Origin of the sequence: Bradyrhizobium sp. DOA9, from assembly GCF_000617845.2 — a bacterium.
GTDB lineage: Bacteria > Pseudomonadota > Alphaproteobacteria > Rhizobiales > Xanthobacteraceae > Bradyrhizobium.
On the sequence record NZ_DF820425.1, the window covers coordinates 3795003 to 3813157 of the forward strand.

Here is an 18155-nt window from a genome sequence, read left to right on the forward strand (position 1 = left end):
AGATGGGACGCATCATCTGCTGCGGTCTAGGCCCCGGCGATCCCGATATGATGAGCGTGCGCGCCGATCGCACGGTCCGTGGCGCCAGCCACGTCGCCTATTTCCGCAAGAAGGGCAGGCCCGGTCAGGCGCGCCGCATCGTGGACGGCATGCTGGCGGTCGGTGTCACCGAATATCCGATGGAATATCCTGTGACGACCGAGATCGCGTTCGATAGCGCGGAATATGTCCAGCTGCTCGCAGGCTTCTACGATGAATGGGCCGAGCGCCTGGCGCGGCTTTCGCGCGCCGTCGACGTCGTCGTGCTGTGCGAGGGCGACCCTTATTTTTACGGCTCCTTCATGCATCTGCACACGCGTCTGCAAGGCCGCGTAGAGATCGAGGTGATCGCCGGCATTCCCGGCATGGTCGGTTGCTGGAACGGCGTCGGGCAGCCGATCGCGCTCGGCGACGACGTGACGACCGTGCTGATGGGCACGCTTGCCGAGGACGAGCTCGAACGCCGCATGCGCGATTCCGATGCGCTTGTGGTCATGAAGACCGGCCGCAATCTCGCAAAGGTGCGCCGTGCGCTCTTATCTGCAGGGCGGCTGGACGATGCCTGGCTGGTCGAGCGCGGCACCATGCCGGGCGAGCGGGTGGTGCGGCTCGCCGAGATCGATGCCGGCGATTGTCCTTATTTCGCGATCGTGCTCGTGCACGGCAAGGGCCGGCATCTGGACGCCGCCGAATGACGGGCACGCTGACCATCGCGGGCCTCGGGCCGGGCAGCGACGCGCTGGTGACGCCGGAGGTTTCCGCCGCGCTCGCGGCGGCGACCGATATTCTGGGCTATGCGCCCTATGTCGCGCGCGTGCCGTCGCGAGCAGGCCTTACCCTGCATCCCTCCGACAATCGCGAGGAGCTGCAGCGTGCGAGCGAGGCGTTGCGTCTGGCAGCCGAAGGCGGGCAGGTCGTGGTCGTCTCCTCCGGCGATCCCGGCGTCTTCGCGATGGCCTCCGCCGTGTTCGAGGCGCTCGAGCAGGCGCCGCAATGGCGGGAGCTGCAGATCCGCGTGCTGCCGGGTATCACGGCGATGCTGGCGGCGGCGGCACGCGCCGGCGCGCCACTCGGCCATGATTTCTGCGCGATCAACCTGTCCGACAATCTCAAGCCGTGGGCTGTGATCGAGAAGCGCCTGCGCCTCGCGGCGGAAGCCGATTTTGCCATCGCGATGTACAACCCGCGCTCGGCGAGCCGGCCGGAAGGATTCGCCCGGGCGCTGGCGGTGCTTCGCGAGGCGGGCTGCGGCGAGCGTCTCGTGATCTTCGCGCGCGCGATCAGCGCGGTTGATGAAAAGATCGAGATAGTGACGCTGAACCAAGCGACACCCGAGATGGCCGACATGCGCACGCTGGTGATCCTCGGCAATTCGCAGACGCGCCGCGTCGGCCGCTGGGTCTATGCGCCGAGGCGGGCAGAATGACCGAGCCATTGCATCACGTCGGTGACGCGCTCGACCCGTCGGCGCTCGGGCAGCTCCGGTCGCGAGATCATGATGACGGGAAGGCCGAGCCTGCGGGCCGCATCGATCTTGGCGCGTGCGCCGTCGCCGCCGGAATTGCGGGCGACGATCCAGGCGATGCCGCGCGTGCGCATCATCTCCAGCTCATCCTCGAGCGTGAACGGTCCGCGCGACACGATCACGTCCGCGGCGAAGGGCAGGGCCGCCTCGGGGGGATCGACGAAGCGCAGCGTATAGGTGTGCTGCGGCTTCATCGCGAATGGCGCGACGTGCTGACGGCCGATGGCGAGGAACACGTTTGCCGGCGCCTCGGGCAGCGCGGCGACGGCAGCATTGACATCGCGAATTTCGATCCAGTTATCGCCGGGCGCTTTCGTCCAGGGCACGCGCTCGAGTGCGATCGACGGCGTGCCGGTCTCCGCACACGCCTCGACCGCATTGCGGCTCATCTCGGCCGCGAACGGATGCGTCGCGTCGATCACGTGGGTAATGCCTTCGCGGCGGATATAGTCGGCCAGCCCGCTCACGCCGCCAAAACCGCCGATGCGGGTCGGCAGCGGCTGATCGGCCGGCGCGCGGGTGCGGCCGCCATAGGAATAGACGGCGTCGATGCCGGCGCGCGCGATCTCCGCGGCGAGCAGGCTCGCATCGGCCGTTCCGCCCAGAATGAGGGCGCGAATCATGTCTGATCCCTGGCTGACCATCATCGGTATCGGCGAAGATGGCCTTGCCGGGCTGTCGGAGGCAAGCCGAAAGGCGCTTGCCAGTGCCGAAACCGTGTTCGGCGGCGAGCGCCATCTTGCGCTCGCCGAAATTGGCAGCCGCGGCCGTCCGTGGCCGGTGCCGTTCGATGCCAATGTCGTGCTGAGCTGCCGCGGAAGGCCGACGGCCGTGCTCGTCTCGGGCGATCCGTTCTGGCATGGCGCCGGCGCAAGCTTGGCCGAGAAGCTCGGCAGCGACGAATGGATCGCGCATCCGGCACCGTCGACGTTTTCGCTCGCCGCCGCGCGGTTGGGGTGGCGCCTCGAAGCAACTGTCTGTCTTGGTCTCCACGCTGCGCCGTTCGAGCGTCTTGTGCCGCATCTGGCGCAAGATGCACGCATCATTTGCCTGGTGCGCGACGCAGCGGCGGTGGACAAGCTCACCAAATGGCTGACGGAACGCGGATGGGGCGCCTCACTCTTGTGGACTCTCGAGGCGCTTGGCGGTCCACGCGAATATATCGATCAACATCGCGCCGATCTCTTTGCCGAGGATATCGCTGGAGATCTGGTCGCGGTGGCGGTGCTGGCAATGGGGACGCAGGGCATTCCGCGCAGCTCCGGCCTGCCGGACGATCTCTTCGTTCACGATGGCCAGATCACCAAGCGTCCGGTGCGCGCGTTTGCGCTTTCGGCCCTGGGGCCGCGGCCCGGCGAGCGGCTGTGGGATATCGGCGCTGGTTCAGGCTCGATCGCCGTGGAGTGGGCGCTCTGTGGTGGGACGGCGAGTGCGGTCGAAGCGCGTGAGGATCGCGCCGCGAACATCCGCAAGAATGCTGCTGCGTTCGGGCTGGCGCATCGGATCAGTATCGTCACGGGCCGGGCGCCCGACGCACTGGCTGCACTGGACGCGCCGGACGCCGTCTTCATCGGCGGCGGCCTCGATAATGCGATGTTCGATGCGATCTGGATGCGGCTCTCGCCGGGAGCGCGGCTCGTCGCACATTCGGTCACGCTGGAGACGGAAGCGATGCTCGGCGAGCTCCATCAGCGCCACGGCGGCGAGCTGATGCGGGCCGAGATTGCGCATGCCGCCCCTCTTGGCCGCTATCGGTCATGGGAGGCGGCACGCCCCGTGGTGCAGTGGAGTGTGGTGCGATGAAGGTCGCCGGACTCGGCTTCAAGCGCGATGTGACGCTGGCTTCCTTGCGCGAAGCGCTGCTGGCTGCCGGCGGTGCGGAAGGGCTTGCGGCGATGGCAACCGTCAGCGACAAGGCGGATGCGGAGCCTCTGAAGCAGCTCGCCCTCGAATGTGGCGTTCCCATCAAGGCTGTCCCGGCCGACGCGTTGGCCGGTATTGATACGCCGACGCAATCGGTGCGGATCACCGAAGGGTTCGGCACGGGATCTGTGGCCGAGGCTGCGGCGCTCGCAGTCGCCGGTCCCGGCGCGCGGTTGATTGCAACACGGGTTGTCTCGCAGGATCGCACCGCGACCGCCGCGATCGCCGAAGGAGACGGCGCATGACGGTGCATTTCATCGGCGCCGGGCCGGGCGCGCCTGACTTGCTCACGTTGCGCGGCCGCGACCTGATCGCGGCCTGTCCCGTTTGTCTCTATGCCGGTTCGCTGGTGCCGGAGGGCGTGCTGGCGCATTGCCCGCCGGGGGCGCGGATCGTCAACACCGCGCCGATGTCGCTCGACGAGATCATCGCCGAGATCGCAGCCGCGCATGCGGCGAGCCAGGACGTCGCGCGGCTGCATTCCGGCGATCTCTCGATCTGGTCGGCGATGGGCGAGCAGCTCCGCCGTTTGCGCACGCTGGGGATTCCCTACACGGTGACACCCGGCGTTCCCTCGTTCTCGGCTGCCGCGGCTGCGCTGGAGGCCGAGCTGACGCTGCCCGGCTTGGCCCAGACGGTTGTGCTGACGCGCACGCCGGGCCGCGCCAGCGCGATGCCCGAGGGCGAGAAGCTCGCCGCGTTTGCATCGACCGGCGCGGTGCTCGCGATCCACCTGTCGATCCATCTGCTCGACCATGTCGTCGCCGAGCTGACGCCGCATTGCGGCGCGGATTGCCCGGTCGCGATCGTCTGGCGCGCGAGCTGGCCGGAGCAACGCATCGTGCGCGCGACGCTGGCAACGCTCGATGCGGCCGTGGGTGGCGAGATGGAGCGCACGGCGCTGATCCTGGTCGGCAGGACGCTTGGCGCTGCCGATTTCGACGAGAGCCGTCTCTACGCCGCCGATTACGACCGCCGCTACCGGCCCGTCGGTGCCGAGCCGCGCTTTCCGGAGGCGTCGTGATGCCCGCGAGCCTTGTCATCTCCGCGCCGGCCTCCGGCGTCGGCAAGACCACGCTGACGCTGGCGCTCGCCCGTGCCTGGCGCCATCGCGGCCTGAACGTGCAGTGCTTCAAGAGCGGGCCCGATTACATCGATCCCGCCTTTCACGCCGCCGCCACCGGGCGCGCCTCTGTTAATGTCGATAGCTGGGCGATGGATCGCAGCACCATCGCGCATCTCGTCGGCCGTGCCGCCGACGCCGATGTCGTGCTCGCCGAGGGATCGATGGGCCTGTTCGACGGCGTCGCCGCGCGCGGTGTCTCCGGCACGGGAGCGACCGCCGATATCGCGGAGATGCTGGACTGGCCGGTGGTTCTGGTGATCGATCCTTCGGGACAGGCACAGACCGCAGCGGCGATCGCTGCAGGCCTTCGCGATTACCGCGCCGGCGTGCGCCTCGCGGGCGTCGTGCTCAATCGCGTCGCCAGCCCCCGCCACGAGGATCTGGTGCGGCGCGCGCTGAACGAGGCCGGCATCAAAGTGTTCGGCGCGCTGCCGCGCCACGCCGAGATCAGCCTGCCGAAGCGGCATCTCGGCCTCGTGCAGGCCGAGGAGCAGGCCGAGATCGGCAAGCTGATCGACGAGGCCGCGCGCTTTGTCGGCGAGCATGTCGATCTCGATGCGGTGCTATACGCAGCAGGCAAATGGTCGCCGCAAGGAATGGTGAACGGACTGAACGTAACGCCGCCCGGCCAGCGCATCGCGCTAGCGCGCGATGCGGCGTTCTCCTTCGTCTATCCGCACATGCTGGAAGCCTGGCGCGCGGCGGGCGCCGAGATCGTGCCGTTCTCGCCGCTGGCCGATCAAGCGCCCGATGCGGGCGCCGACGTGTGCTGGCTGCCGGGCGGCTATCCCGAGCTGCATGCCGGAAAGATCGCGGCCAACGCGCGCTTTCGCAGCTCCTTGCGCGCGTTCGTCGAAACGCGGCCCGTGCATGGCGAATGCGGAGGCTATATGGTGCTGGGCGCAGGCCTCACCGACGCCGACGGCGTCCGTCATGAGATGACGGGGTTGCTCGGCCTGGAGACCAGCTTTGCCAAGCGCCGCATGCATCTCGGCTATCGTCTCGCCGAACTCGCCGCGCCGATGCCGGGGCATCGGCCTGGCGCGCGCCTGCGCGGCCACGAGTTCCACTATTCGACCATCCTCGCCCAGCCCGATACGCCGCTGGCGGTCGTGCACGACGCCACCGGCGCGGTCATCGCCGAGACCGGCTCGCGCCGTGGCCATGCCACGGGCACATTCTTTCATCTGATCGCGGAGGACCGGTGAGCGGCTTCGTCTCTTTCGTTTCCGCCGGCCCTGGCGATCCCGAGCTCCTCACGGTGAAGGGCGCGGCGCGGCTGCGCGAGGCAGACGTCGTGCTCTATGACGATCTTGCCTCCGGCGCGATCCTCGATCTCGCCCGGCCCGGCGCCAATCTCGTCGCGGTGGGAAAGCGGGCCGGGCGTCCTTCGACCAAGCAGCATCACGTCAACCGTCTCCTGGTCGACTACGCCGCAACCGGCGTGCGCGTGGTGCGGCTGAAGTCCGGCGATGCCGGCATTTTCGGCCGGCTCGAGGAGGAGCTGGAAACGCTGCGCGAAGCCGGCATCGGCTACGAGATCATTCCCGGGGTCACCTCCGCCTGTGTCGCCGCCGCCGAGGCCGGCATTCCCCTGACCCGCCGGCATACCTCCCGCCGGGTGCAGTTCATCACCGGGGCCGACGTCACCGGCGAGTTGCCGCCCAATCTGAATTGGGCGGCGCTGGCCGATCCCGAGGCCACGACCGTGGTCTATATGGGCCGGCGCACCTTTCCGGCGCTTGCCGCAAAATTGATCGCGCACGGTCTCGCGCCGCGCACCCCGGCGCTGTTCGCCGAATCTCTCGGGCGTCCCGACGAACGGCTGGTCCGCACCACGATTGCCGAGCTTGCCGAGCAGCTTGGGCGCGGCGGCGCCGCCTCCACCGCCGCCGTGATCCTGTTCGGCGCGCTGGCGGGAGAATATCCGGCATGACGGCTCCGGCAGCGGTTCGCCCCTTGACGCCCGCGATGCGAAAGGGGCACACAGGAGCGGCATGGTGCTCGACGCGGCGCAAAGCGCCGGAGCATAATCGGGAATGGGGATGGGCGGACCCAGTTGCGGCGCCCAAAACCCCAGCCGCCCCCGCGACTGTAAGCGGTGAGGGGCTCCGAACCGCCACTGGACCGCAAGGTCCGGGAAGGCCGGAGAACCCAGTGAATCGCGAGCCAGGAGACCGGCCGTGCACGTATTGAGGCCAAGGCCGTCGGGTGTGACGGCAGGAAGGAATTGAGCCATGCATATCGAACCCGGCATCGTGACGGGCGCCAAGCTCGTGTTGAGTTACGCAACCGGCATCGCCGCAGGCGGCGTTGCCTTGAAGCTCGCGGTCGAGACCGTGCGCGAGCAGGGCATCGGCTCGCTTGCGTTGCGCACCCTCGCGGCCACCGCGGCCGTCTTCATCTTCTTCGAGATCCTGCCGCACTTCCCGGTCGGCGTCTCCGAGGTGCACTTCATCCTCGGCTCGACCTTGTTCCTGCTGTTCGGTGCGGCGCCTGCAGCCCTCGGCCTTGCATTTGGCCTGCTGCTTCAGGGCGTCTTCTTCGAGCCCGCCGACATCCCGCAATATGGCATGAACGTCACGACGCTGCTGGTGCCGCTGTTCGCGATCCAGGCAATCGCCGCACGGATCATTTCGCGCAACACCGCCTATGTGGATTTGAAGTATCGCCAGGCGCTGGCGCTTTCGACGACTTACCAGGCCGGCGTGATCGCCTGGGTGGCGTTCTGGGCGCTCTATGGCTCCGGCTTTGCGATGAGCAACCTCGCCAGCATCGCGACCTTCGCGGCGTCCTATGCGCTGGTGATCGTGATCGAGCCGCTGGCCGATCTCGCCGTGCTGGCGCTGGCGAAGTCGCTGCGCGGCGTCACCGCACCCGGCCTCGTCACCCCGCGCCTGCACAACGCGGCTTAAGAGACAAGGGGCGGCCGTCATGGCCGCCCCACACGCCGATGCTCACGCTCTCCCTGATAGGCATCGGTTGCGGCGATCCCGAGCAGCTCACGCGCGCCGCGACCCGCGCCATCAACGCGGCCGATCTCGTCCTGATCCCGCGCAAGGGAAGCGCAAAGTCCGATCTTGCCGATCTCAGGCGAACGATCTGCGCCGGCGTGCTCACCGACAAAACGGCGCGCATCGCCGAGTTCGATCTTCCCGTGCGCGATGCGACCGAGGCGGACTACCGCAAGGGCGTCGACGATTGGCATGACGCGGTCGCCGCCGCGTGGTCGCAGACCATCGCAAGCCATCTCGGTGGTGACGGCAAGGTTGCACTGCTGATCTGGGGCGATCCCTCGCTCTACGATTCCTCGCTGCGCATCGCCCGGCGGCTCAATCCTTTGCCTGACATCGAGGTCGTGCCCGGCATCACCTCGATCCAGGCGCTGTGCGCGGCGCATGCGCTGCCGCTCAACGACATCGGCGAGCCCTTTTTGGTCACGACGGGGCGGCGCTTGCGCGAAGGCGGCTGGCCGGCGGGTGTCGATACGGTCGTGGTGATGCTCGACGGCGGCGCCGCGTTCCAGTCGCTCGATCCGGCTGGGCTTCACATCTGGTGGGGGGCCTATCTCGGCATGCCCGATCAGATCATTATGTCCGGCGCGCTCGGCGAAGCCGGCCCGCGCATCGTCGCCCTGCGGCAGGAGGCGCGCGAGCGGCATGGCTGGATCATGGACAGCTATATTCTCAAGCGCGTGACGTAGCGAGGCAGCATGCTTCCCGAATGGGTCTACCGACAGTGCCCCGAGATCTCCGCAGTCCATCGCGAGGCGGCGATCGCGCGGCAGGCGCAATTGACGAAGCCCACCGGCGCCCTCGGCCGCCTTGAGCAGCTCGCGATCGAGCTTGCGGGGCTGCAAGCGACGGAGCAGCCTCGCGCCGCGCGCGTGCCGATCATCGTGTTCGCCGGCGATCACGGCATCGTTGCGCAGGGCGTGTCGGCCTATCCGCAAGCGGTCACCATCGCGATGATGGCGAACTTTGCCTCCGGTGGCGCGGCGATCTCGGTGCTGGCGCGCGAGCTGGGCTCAAACCTCGAGGTGGTCGACGCCGGCACGCTGGCCGATGAGCAAATGCCGGGAATCGTCACCGACAAGCCGCGCAGCGGCACGCGCGACTTCAGTGTCGAGGCCGCGCTCACGCCGGCGGAATTGGCCTTCGCCTTCGAGGCCGGGCAGCGCGCGGTGGCGCGCGCCGAGGCCGGCCGGCCTGATCTGTTGATCTTCGGGGAGATGGGGATCGGCAACACCACGACGTCAGCGGCGATTGCTGCGAGCCTGCTCGGAGTGAGCGCCGGGGAGATCGCCGGCAGCGGCACCGGCGTCGATGCGGCCGGCCGCGCGCATAAGGCGCGGGTGATCGATGCGGCGATCGCGCGCCACGGCGTCACCGGGGCCTCGGTCGAGAAGATCCTGTGCGCGGTCGGCGGCCTCGAAATCGCGGCGATCTCGGGCGCGATCATCGCGGCTGCGCAACGCCGCATTCCCGTGTTGATCGACGGCTTCATCGTCTCGGTGGCGGCGCTGGCCGCAGTGCGCCTCAACCCGTCCTGCCAGCCGTTCCTGCTGCCCTCGCATCAATCGGCGGAGCAGGGACATCGGCTGGTGTTGCGCGCGCTGAACGTGCAGCCGCTGATCAGCCTCGATCTCAGGCTCGGCGAGGGATCGGGGGCCGCGATCGCGCTGCCGCTGGTGCGCTCTGCCTGCGCACTTCATAACGGCATGGCGACGTTTGCGCAGGCCAACGTGCCTGACAGGCCTAGCTGACCCGCTGATTGACGGAGACGACACGCCAGCCGGTGGCGAGCCGGTCGATCCGGGTCAGCGACAGCGGATCGACGACGAAGCGCAGCGCCGCTTCCGGCGTGAGATCGAGCGCGATGCAGAGTGCGGCCCGAATGGTGCCGGAATGGACCACCAGCGCTGCGGAGCCTGCGCCGACCCGCGAGAGGCCGAGGCGAACGCGAGCGACCTGATCCGCAAAGCTTTCGCCGTTCGGCGGCCGTCCGTGCGCCGGATCGCGCCACACTTGCGCGTAGGCCTCGCCGCCGCTCGCGGCGAGCTCGTCATGCCGATGGCCCGTCCAATCGCCGAAATCCTGCTCGCCGAATTCGCTGACCAGCTCCGGTTCGAGTCCCAGCGCACGCGCCGTCTCGACCGTGCGCCGGGCCGGGCTGGCATAGCCAGTGACATCCGCGGGCAAACGCTGCCTGAGAGCCGCCAATGTGGCGTGATCGCCGAGGTCGGCCGGCGCATCGACTGCATGGATCGTTCCGGCCACGCCCGCGACGGCCGCGTGCCTGATCAACCAGAGGAAGGTCTCGCCTTCCATGCTCATCTCCAAGGAAGTTGGTCACTGTGGCCACGACGCCGCAACTGGCACATTGACTCTGTCTTGGTGGTAATCCTAGATGCTCGCGACGGTTTTCCCGAGAGGGAATGAAAAGGGAATGCGGTGCGGGGAAAATTGTCCCCAATGCCGCGGCTGCCCCCGCAACTGTAAGCGGTGAATCCTTCGTCACGAGCCACTGGGTCCTCGGTCCCGGGAAGGCGACGAAGCGGTCACGACCCGCGAGCCAGGAGACCTGCCGTCAGCCGTGGTCACACGCGAAGATGTCGGTCGGGGAGTACAGACATTCGGCTTCATCGGACGGCCCCAAGGCCAAAGGTGAAACCTCGTTCGCTGTGACGTGCCACTGACGTCATACCGAGGTTTTGTCCTGTGTCCTCCATCCGTATCGCACGACCGCGCCGCGTCCTGCTTGCCTCCGCCGCGTTCACGTCCTTTGCCGCTCTCGATCTGCCTGCCGCTCTGGCGCAGCAGGCCCGAGAGTCGCTGCCGCCCATCGAGGTGTCGCCCGCCCAGGCGCGCAAGCCGGCCAAACCGGCAGCAGGGGCGGCGCAGAGCGCGCGTCGCGCGGCAGCGCGCAGGCCGGCGGCTGCACCCGCAGCGCCAAAACCCGTCATGCCGGATGCGACGGTGCAAACGCCGCTCAACACCAATGCCGTTGCCGAAAGCGCCTCGCGGCTCGGCCTGACGGTGCGGCAGACGCCCGCGACCGTCGAAGTGATCTCCGCCGAAACTATGCGCGAGCAGGGCTATCGCACCGTGTCCGAGGTGGCGCAGGGCGCCGTCGGCGTCACCTCCGGCGACAATCCGGCCGAGCCTTCGGCCTTCTCGATGCGCGGCTTCACCAACAGCCAGATCAACACGCTCTACAACGGCATCAAGATCGGTCCGCAGAACATGACGTCGCGGATTGCGGACACCGCCAATCTGGAGGCCGTGGAATTCCTCAAGGGCCCGGCCTCGCTGATCTCGGGCGAGGGCGCCGCGGGCGGTGCCATCAACTTCGTCACCAAGCAGCCGCACACCGGAGCTGTCAACAACGAGGCGGATTTCTCCTGGGACTCGCTGAATTCGTTCCGTGCCCATTACGGCTCCGGCGGCAGCACCAATGTGCAGGGGCTGGACTACCGCCTCGACATCAGCCGTTCCGCGCTCAACGGCTTTGCCGACGACACCAATGTCAAGACGTTCGGCACGTCCGGCCAGCTCAATTACCGGGTCTCCGACAGCCTCAAGATCTGGGGTGCGATCGAGTATCGGGAGGACCGCTCGAAGGCCTATTGGGGCGCGCCGCTGGTGCCGGTCTCCTATAGCGGCTCGCATGCGACGACGGGGATCGCCTCCGGCAATTACGTCTCGAATTACAACGGTACCAATCTCGGTGCCGTCACCATCGACGACCGTACCTTCAACACCAATTACAACGTTCTCGACAACCGCAACGTGGCGCAGGAAGTCTGGCTGCGCGGCGGTTTTGAGCTGAAGCTCGCGCCTGACCTCACGCTGAAGAGCCAGGCCTATGGCTATGGCGCCGAACGGACCTGGTTCAACAACGAGATCGAGGCGTTCAACTCCACCACGAACCTGGTCGATCGCGAGCGCTTCTATGTCGCGCACAGCCAGCGTCTGGTCGGCAACATCACCGACCTGATCTGGGACACCAACATCGCCGGCTTCGACAACCGCCTGGTCACGACGCTCTCCTCGAGCTATCTCGATTTCGTCAGGCCGGGCGCGGCAAACTTTCCCGGCGATTCCGTTTCGCTGGTCGATCCCAACCGCGGCTACTACGGCCTGCTCACGACACAGCAGCAGACCGCGCGTATCGACAACGAGGCGCTGTCATTCGAGGACCGGCTGAAGCTGACGCGCAGCTTCGCGCTGATCGGGGGCTTGCGTGTCGAGCACATCGGGCTCGACCGCAACTCGACCGACAAGAACGGTGTGGAGAAGGCGGGCTTTCCGTTCACGAAGGACTGGGCGCCCGTCACGGGCCGCATCGGCTACACCTGGGACGCCGTTCCCGGTCTCACCTTCTTCAGCCAATACGCCACCGGCGCCGACGTCGCGGCCAACAACATCTTCCTGCTCTCGCCCACCCAGCCGCTCGACCTGACGACGTCGCGCACCTACGAGACCGGCGTCAAGCACCTGTTCTGGGACAATCGGGCAGAATGGTCGTTCTCGGCCTACGATATCCTGCGCAAGAACGTCTATGCGGCCGCCGGCGGCATGCAGCTGAATATCGCCGGGCGGCAGGAATCCAAGGGCCTCGAGCTTGCCGCCTCGATACGTCCGATCGAGCCGCTGCGGGTGTGGGGCAACATCGCCTATGTCGATGCGCGCTATGCCGACTACAATTTCGCCGGCGGCTCGTTCTCCGGCAATACGCCGCCGAACGTGCCGCGTATCGTCGCCAATGCCGGCGCGTCGTACCGGTTCTTCACGCCGTGGCCGGTGGAGCTCGGCATCGTCGGCCGGCACGTCGGTGATCGCTACAACACCGACGCCAACACGGTGACGATGAACGCCTACACGGTCGGCGACGTCTACGCCTTCGTCGATATCCCGAAGACCGTTTTCAATGCCGTCGACCAGGCGCGCCTGACCTTCCGCGTGCGCAACTTCACCGACAAGCGCTACGCGATCTGGGGCGATCCGTTTTATCCCGACCAGATCCTCCTGGGCGCGCCGCGCACCTACGAGATCTCGGCGGCGTTCAAATGGTAGGGCATTGAACGCATGATGGCCGCGATCGTCCTGGCGCATCGCTGGCTCGGCATCGCGTTCTGTCTGCTGTTCGCGATGTGGTTCGCGACCGGAATCGTGATGCATTTCGTTCCGTTTCCGTCGCTGACGGAGGCGGAGCGCTTTGCCGGACTCGGGCCGTTGGAACCTGGCGCGAGGACGATCTCGGTCGCGGACGCCGTTGCGGCGAGCGGAATCGCCGATGCGACGCGGGTTCGGTTGGTCCAGCGCAGTGATGGACCGGTTTACGTGGTCTCGGGCCCCGCAGCTTCGCGAGCGGTGCGCGCCTCCGATGGAGGAGACGCGTCGGTGACGTCAGCCGATGTCGCGCTCGGCATCGTGCAAGCCTATTCACGTCGGCGCGGGCTCGACCTAGCGCGCGCCGCGATCGCCGCGCGGTCGGACTACGATCAGTGGAGCGTGCCGAACGGTTTTGACCGCCATCGCCCCTTGTTTCGCGCCGCTCTCGGCGATGCCCAGGGAACGGAGGTCTACGTTTCGTCGCTGACCGGCGACGTCGTCCTGGATACGACGCGCAGCGAACGCGCGTGGAATTGGGCCGGCAGTGTGCTGCACTGGATCTATCCGACGGTTCTGCGCAGCAGCTGGGTGCTGTGGGATCGCGTGGTCTGGACGCTGTCGCTGCTGGCCCTGATCGCGGCGTTGCTCGGCGCGGTGCTCGGAATCGTGCGTGTGAAGATACGGGGACGCCAGCTCTCGTCGCCCTATCGGGGCTGGCGCGCCCTGCATCACATCATCGGTCTTGTCGCGACCGTGTTCGTGCTGAGCTGGATCTTCAGCGGCTGGCTGTCGATGGATCACGGCCGGCTGTTCTCGCGCGGGCAACTAACGCCGGCAGAGGCCAGCGTGATGAACGCCGCCCCGGATTGGCGAGACGCGTCATCGCTCGATCTGCAGCCATTGTCCCGCTCGGCGCGTGAGGTCGAATGGTTCGCCTTCGACGGCAAGGTCTATCGGCGCGATCGGATCGCGCTCGGCCGCCAGGCACTGATCCGGGCAGGACACGCGCCGCGCGACGGACAGGCGGCATATCTGGACGTGCGGGAGATCGGGAATCTGATGGCGCGCCTTGGCGCCGGCTGTGCCGCACCGGTCCCGCTCGTCGGCAACGACGACTATCCGGCGCAATCTGCACTTCCGGGGGCTCCCGTCTACCGCACGACCTGCGGCGATCTCTGGTTCGATGTCGATGCCGCCAACGGCAAGGTGCTGCAAAGACTGGACCCGTCGCGGCGGGCCTATCGCTGGCTTTACAGCGCGCTGCACACGCTTGATTTCCCGATTCTGCAGGCTCATGCGCGGATGCGTGACGCTCTCATTGTCGGACTCTGTACGCTCGGACTGGTGTTCTCCGTCACCGGCATCGTCATCGGTTGGCGACGCTTGCGGGCGTCGCTGGCAGCCTGAGACAGGCGCGCGCTGGTTATCCACCAGCGGCCCGTGATGTCCTCGCTTACTGACCGTACAATAAAGAGAGGCTGAGCCGACCTGTGTGCATAGCTCCTGGTCAGTGCGCTCTCCCGCACCGCCGTTCGATCGCCTGCAAATTAGACAAGCGGCCTGGTGCGATCCGATTGCACTGCAACGGACGTTCCGTTTGCGCCGAAGAATCCAAGGGTGCGCTGCACATTTCTGCTTGGCATCCTTCTGCCCTCTGCGCGAGCAGCGCTGCACCAAAACGTGCAGCCGATGCTGCGCCGCGCAATGGCGGTAGTTTGCTGACGCTTTGGTTTGCGACAACTCTGACCCTATCCCGCGGCCATCGCTCTGTCGCACGCTCGCACCTGATGGCATGACAGGGAATGACGATGAACGTCACGCGTAGCTGACTGTGCAGATGAACGATTCCGGCAATCACTGGGAGGTCGGCACCGATATCGGTGGCACCTTCACCGACATCATCGCGATCCGGCGTGGCACCGCCGAGGCGCGGATCGCGAAGGTGCCGTCGCGCCCCGATGCGCCGGTGCAGGCGATGTTGGAGGCGATCGAGGCGGTGGGTCTGCGCAAGAGCGAGGTCAGGCGCTTCGTCCACGGCACCACGCGCGTGACCAACGCGATCGTCGAGAACCGGCTGCCGAAGGTGGCGCTGGTTGCGACCGAGGGCTTTGCCGACGTGCTCGAGATCGCGCGCTATCGCCGGCGCGATCTCTATCGGCTCGACATTCCGCCGAAATCGCCGCCCTTGGTGCCGCCCGAACGCTGCTTTGGGCTTGCCGAGCGCCTCGATCATGAGGGCCGGGTGCTTAGGGCGCTCGACGAAGCCGAGATCGAACGCCTGGTGGCGTGGCTGAAGGGGACCGGCGTGCAGAGCGTCGCGGTTGCGCTGCTTCACGCTTATGCCAATCCCGTGCATGAGAAGATGCTGGGCGAGCGGCTCAGGGGCGTCGTCGCCCATGTCTCGCTCTCGCACGAGGTCAATCCCGAGGCGCGCGAATATGAGCGGACCTCGGCAACCGTATTCAACGCCGCCGCGATGCCGATCGCGGTGGAATATCTCAGCGAGCTGGAGCAGCGGCTGCCGATCGGGCCTGGCCTGCAGGTGTTTCATTCGGCGGGCGCCATGGTCCCGATCTCGGCGGTGAAGCAGCGTCCGCTGGTGATGGCGATGTCGGGGCCGGCCGCCGGCGTCTCCGCGTCCGTCAGCGTCGCGCGTCAGCTCGGCACCTCGCGCATGCTGACCTTCGACATGGGCGGCACCACGACGGATGTGTGCCTGATCGTCGACGGCCAGGCCGAAATGACCGACGGCCGCATGCTCGGCGACAAGCCGCTGCGCCAGCCGATGCTCGCGGTGCATTCGATCGGCGCAGGCGGCGGATCGATCGTGCGCAACGGTCCCGGCGGCCTGACCGTCGGGCCGGAGAGCGCAGGCTCCGAGCCGGGCCCGGCATGCTATGGTCGTGGTGGCACGGAGCCCACCATCACCGATGCCAATGCCGTGCTCGGCTACCTCAATCCCGATACGAAACTTGGTGACCGTATCGGCATCGATATCGCGGCCGCAAGGCGCGTCATTGGACCGATCGCGCATGCGCTCGGACTGAGCCTCACAGAAACGGCACTCGGCATCATCAAGGTCGCGAATGCGACCATGGCCCGCGCGCTCCGCCGCGTCACGGTCGAGCGCGGCATCGACGGCCGCGACTGCACGCTGCTGGCCTTCGGCGGCGGCGGCCCGATGCATGCCGCGGGTCTCGCCGATCTCTACGGCATTGCCGAGGTGGTCGTGCCGAGCGCCTCGAGCGCGTTCTCGGCGCTGGGCTGCCTCACCGCCGATTTCAGCTTCCTGCAGCAGCAGACCCTTCGCGCTGCGCTTGACGGCATCGATCTCGCCCGCGTTTCGGAACGGATCGAGGCCCTGATTGCAGATGCCTCGGCACCGCTTCTCGCCAACAATGTTGCGAAGGCCGAGATCCAGATCGAGCTGGTGGCCCTGATGCGCTACGCGGCGCAGAACGACGCCATTCCGGTGCCATTCATGCTGCCGCTCGATGTCGCCAGGCTGAAGCAGGATTTCCTGACGCGACATCACGAGCTGTTCGGCTATGCGACCGGCGAGCCCTGCGTCATTGAATCCGTGCGGGTGCAGGCGCGTCGCCCGTCGACGACGGTCGTCAGCCGGCCGGCAACCGCGGCGCGGGCGGTGTCTAGGTCTACGCGCACTTGCTCGTTCGATGGCTTCCACGACATCGCAACCGCGATCATCGACCGCGCCTCGCTGACCGAGACCGTCAATGGTCCCGCTATCATCGAAGACGCCTGGTCGACCGTGGTGGTGCCGCCCGGCTGGCAGGCAAGGCCTGATCCAACAGGCAATCTGTTCCTGACGCGGGGGGCGGCATGAAGCTCGATCCGTTCGTCGTCGAGGTCATCAGGCACGGGCTCTCCGCCGCAGCCGAGGAGATGAGCCTCGTCATGACGCGTTCGGCGCGCTCGCCGCTGCTGCGCGAGGCCGGTGACCTCTCCTCCGCGATCACCGACGGCCACGGCGGCCTGGTCGGGCAGGGCCGCGACATCCCGATCCATCTCGGCGCGATGGCCTACACCATCCCCGAACTCCTCAAGGTGATGCCGCGCGACGGCCTGAACGACGGCGACGTCGTCATCTACAATGTCGGGGCGCTCGGCGGCAATCATCTCAACGATGTCAAGGTCGTGCGGCCCGTGTTTGTCGACGGCGAGATCGTGGCCTTCGCGGTCAGCCTCGCGCACTGGCCCGACATTGGCGGCACCTGGCCCGGCAGCTATTTCGCTAGGGCGGTCGATACGTTCCAGGAGGCGATGCGGATTCCGCCGGTGCTGATCGCGACGTCGGCCGGCCTCAACACGCCGATCGTGCAGCTGCTCAAGGCCAACGTTCGCGATGCCGAATCCTGCGAGGGCGATCTCCTGGCCCAGATCGCGGCGACCAAGGCCGGCGAGAAGCGCATCGTCGAGCTCTGCCGCGAGCATGGCAAGGCGGTCTTCATGGCGGCGCAGTCGCGCCTGCACGATCTCTCGGAAATCGAGATGCGGGAAGCGCTGCGCGATCTGCCGGACGGCGTCTACGAGGGCGAGGATTATCTCGACGACGGCAGCGCGAACAACGCGCCGGCGCGGATCCATGTGAAGATCACCATCCGCGGCGATGAAGCGACCTTCGATCTCTCCGGAAGCTGCGACCGCGTCTCCAATTTCTGCAACACGACGCCGTTCATGGCGCGCTCGGCTGTGGCCTATGCCGCGCGCATCATGAGCGGGCGCGACATGCAGCAGAACGCCGGCGCGCTGCGCCCGCTGACCATCATCACGCGCCCGGGATCGATCCTCGAGCCCGGCTGGACCGCCTCCGTCGCCGCCGGCAATCACGAGACCTCCATGCGCATCGTCGATGCGATTTTCCGCGCCATGCAGGACACCATTCGCGAGCGCCTGTCGGCGGGCGGTGCGACCACCGCGGGCGTGCTGTTCTTCGCCGAGCCGCGGCCGAACGGGTCCTGGAAGATGCTGTATGAGGTCCATGGCGGCGGCGAAGGCGCGCGGCACGATCGCGCCGGCACGTCCGCTACCCGCGTGCATCTGTCCAACACCTCGAACACGCCGGTCGAGGTGATCGAGGCGAATTACGCGATCCGGCTCGAGCAGCAGGCCATTCGCCGGAATTCCGGCGGCGCGGGCGCGCATCGCGGCGGGGACGGGTCGGTCCGGACCTACCGCATTCTCGCGCCCTCGATGCACCTGACCACCTGCATCGAGCGCATGGTGATAGCGCCGTGGGGCATGCAGGGCGGCTCTCCCGGCAAGGCGTGCCGTATCTCGCTGGTCCGGCAGGGCGCCAACGTCGCCATCGACGGCAAGTCGAACCTGGTGCTGGAGCAAGGCGATCTCGTCACGATCGAGATGTGCGGTGGCGGCGGCTATGGCGCCGCGGCTGCGAACTGAG

Annotated in this window: 16 protein-coding genes and 2 riboswitches; of the genes, 14 read left to right on the top strand and 2 right to left on the bottom strand. The window is 67.3% G+C overall.

Translation table 11 applies throughout. The features are described 5' to 3' along the window. Positions 1–2: 2 nt before the first annotated feature. Positions 3–734: a precorrin-2 C(20)-methyltransferase gene (locus BDOA9_RS17610; RefSeq protein ID WP_025035276.1), complete on the top strand. Its 732-nt coding sequence runs from the start codon at positions 3–5 to the stop codon at positions 732–734. Next, on the top strand, positions 731–1465 hold the full coding sequence (cobJ, locus tag BDOA9_RS17615) for a precorrin-3B C(17)-methyltransferase (RefSeq protein ID WP_025035277.1): 735 nt from the start codon (positions 731–733) through the stop codon (positions 1463–1465). The genes BDOA9_RS17610 and cobJ overlap by 4 nt, the downstream gene beginning before the upstream one ends. Here the strand turns inward: cobJ and BDOA9_RS17620 are convergent. Then, positions 1441–2187 (bottom strand): cobalt-precorrin-6A reductase, encoded by a 747-nt coding sequence (locus tag BDOA9_RS17620; RefSeq protein WP_025035278.1) that lies wholly within the window; start codon positions 2185–2187, stop codon positions 1441–1443. The genes cobJ and BDOA9_RS17620 overlap by 25 nt on opposite strands. Here BDOA9_RS17620 and BDOA9_RS17625 point away from each other — a divergent pair. The 8 genes from BDOA9_RS17625 to cobT all read left to right on the top strand — a co-directional run bounded on the left by BDOA9_RS17625 (position 2186) and on the right by cobT (position 9378). Further along, complete coding sequence (locus BDOA9_RS17625) at positions 2186–3367, top strand: bifunctional cobalt-precorrin-7 (C(5))-methyltransferase/cobalt-precorrin-6B (C(15))-methyltransferase (protein ID WP_025035279.1); 1182 nt, start codon at positions 2186–2188, stop codon at positions 3365–3367. The genes BDOA9_RS17620 and BDOA9_RS17625 overlap by 2 nt on opposite strands. Next, the gene (locus tag BDOA9_RS17630) at positions 3364–3732 is read left to right on the top strand and encodes a cobalamin biosynthesis protein (RefSeq protein WP_025035280.1); all 369 of its coding nucleotides are present in this window, start codon (positions 3364–3366) and stop codon (positions 3730–3732) included. The genes BDOA9_RS17625 and BDOA9_RS17630 overlap by 4 nt, the downstream gene beginning before the upstream one ends. After that, a complete protein-coding gene (gene cobM / locus BDOA9_RS17635) occupies positions 3729–4511 on the top strand; it encodes a precorrin-4 C(11)-methyltransferase (RefSeq protein ID WP_025035281.1) in 783 nt (260 codons plus the stop codon). The genes BDOA9_RS17630 and cobM overlap by 4 nt, the downstream gene beginning before the upstream one ends. Then, positions 4511–5821 carry a cobyrinate a,c-diamide synthase gene (locus BDOA9_RS17640; RefSeq protein ID WP_025035282.1) on the top strand — a complete coding sequence of 437 codons (1311 nt, stop codon included), beginning with the start codon at positions 4511–4513 and terminating at the stop codon, positions 5819–5821. The genes cobM and BDOA9_RS17640 overlap by 1 nt, the downstream gene beginning before the upstream one ends. After that, positions 5818–6549 (top strand): uroporphyrinogen-III C-methyltransferase, encoded by a 732-nt coding sequence (gene cobA / locus BDOA9_RS17645; RefSeq protein WP_025035283.1) that lies wholly within the window; start codon positions 5818–5820, stop codon positions 6547–6549. Before BDOA9_RS17640 ends, cobA begins: the two co-directional genes overlap by 4 nt. 45 nt (positions 6550–6594) lie before the next feature. Beyond that, positions 6595–6813, top strand: a riboswitch (cobalamin riboswitch). 37 nt (positions 6814–6850) lie between these two features. Further along, on the top strand, positions 6851–7528 hold the full coding sequence (locus BDOA9_RS17650; protein WP_025035284.1) for an energy-coupling factor ABC transporter permease: 678 nt from the start codon (positions 6851–6853) through the stop codon (positions 7526–7528). Between the two features lie 38 nt (positions 7529–7566). Continuing rightward, complete coding sequence (cobF, locus tag BDOA9_RS17655; RefSeq protein ID WP_025035285.1) at positions 7567–8316, top strand: precorrin-6A synthase (deacetylating); 750 nt, start codon at positions 7567–7569, stop codon at positions 8314–8316. Between the two features lie 9 nt (positions 8317–8325). Continuing rightward, positions 8326–9378, top strand: a complete 1053-nt coding sequence (gene cobT, locus BDOA9_RS17660; RefSeq protein ID WP_025035286.1) for a nicotinate-nucleotide--dimethylbenzimidazole phosphoribosyltransferase — start codon at positions 8326–8328, stop codon at positions 9376–9378. On the opposite strand, the gene BDOA9_RS17665 is transcribed toward cobT, so the two are convergent. Beyond that, positions 9371–9943 (bottom strand): histidine phosphatase family protein, encoded by a 573-nt coding sequence (locus BDOA9_RS17665; protein ID WP_025035287.1) that lies wholly within the window; start codon positions 9941–9943, stop codon positions 9371–9373. The two genes, cobT and BDOA9_RS17665, sit on opposite strands and share 8 nt — an antisense overlap. Positions 9944–10015: 72 nt before the next feature. After that, positions 10016–10218: riboswitch (cobalamin riboswitch) on the top strand. Between the two features lie 115 nt (positions 10219–10333). On the opposite strand from BDOA9_RS17665, the gene BDOA9_RS38870 reads away from it, so the two are divergent. The 4 genes from BDOA9_RS38870 (at position 10334) to BDOA9_RS17685 (ending at position 18154) form a co-directional block, all read left to right on the top strand. Beyond that, a complete protein-coding gene (locus BDOA9_RS38870; protein WP_025035288.1) occupies positions 10334–12691 on the top strand; it encodes a TonB-dependent receptor in 2358 nt (785 codons plus the stop codon). A 12-nt stretch (positions 12692–12703) separates the two neighbouring features. Continuing rightward, the gene (locus BDOA9_RS17675; protein WP_025035289.1) at positions 12704–14137 is read left to right on the top strand and encodes a PepSY domain-containing protein; all 1434 of its coding nucleotides are present in this window, start codon (positions 12704–12706) and stop codon (positions 14135–14137) included. A gap of 430 nt (positions 14138–14567) precedes the next feature. Then, positions 14568–16577 (top strand): hydantoinase/oxoprolinase family protein, encoded by a 2010-nt coding sequence (locus tag BDOA9_RS17680; protein WP_025035290.1) that lies wholly within the window; start codon positions 14568–14570, stop codon positions 16575–16577. Further along, positions 16574–18154: a hydantoinase B/oxoprolinase family protein gene (locus tag BDOA9_RS17685; protein WP_025035291.1), complete on the top strand. Its 1581-nt coding sequence runs from the start codon at positions 16574–16576 to the stop codon at positions 18152–18154. Before BDOA9_RS17680 ends, BDOA9_RS17685 begins: the two co-directional genes overlap by 4 nt. Position 18155: the final 1 nt, after the last annotated feature.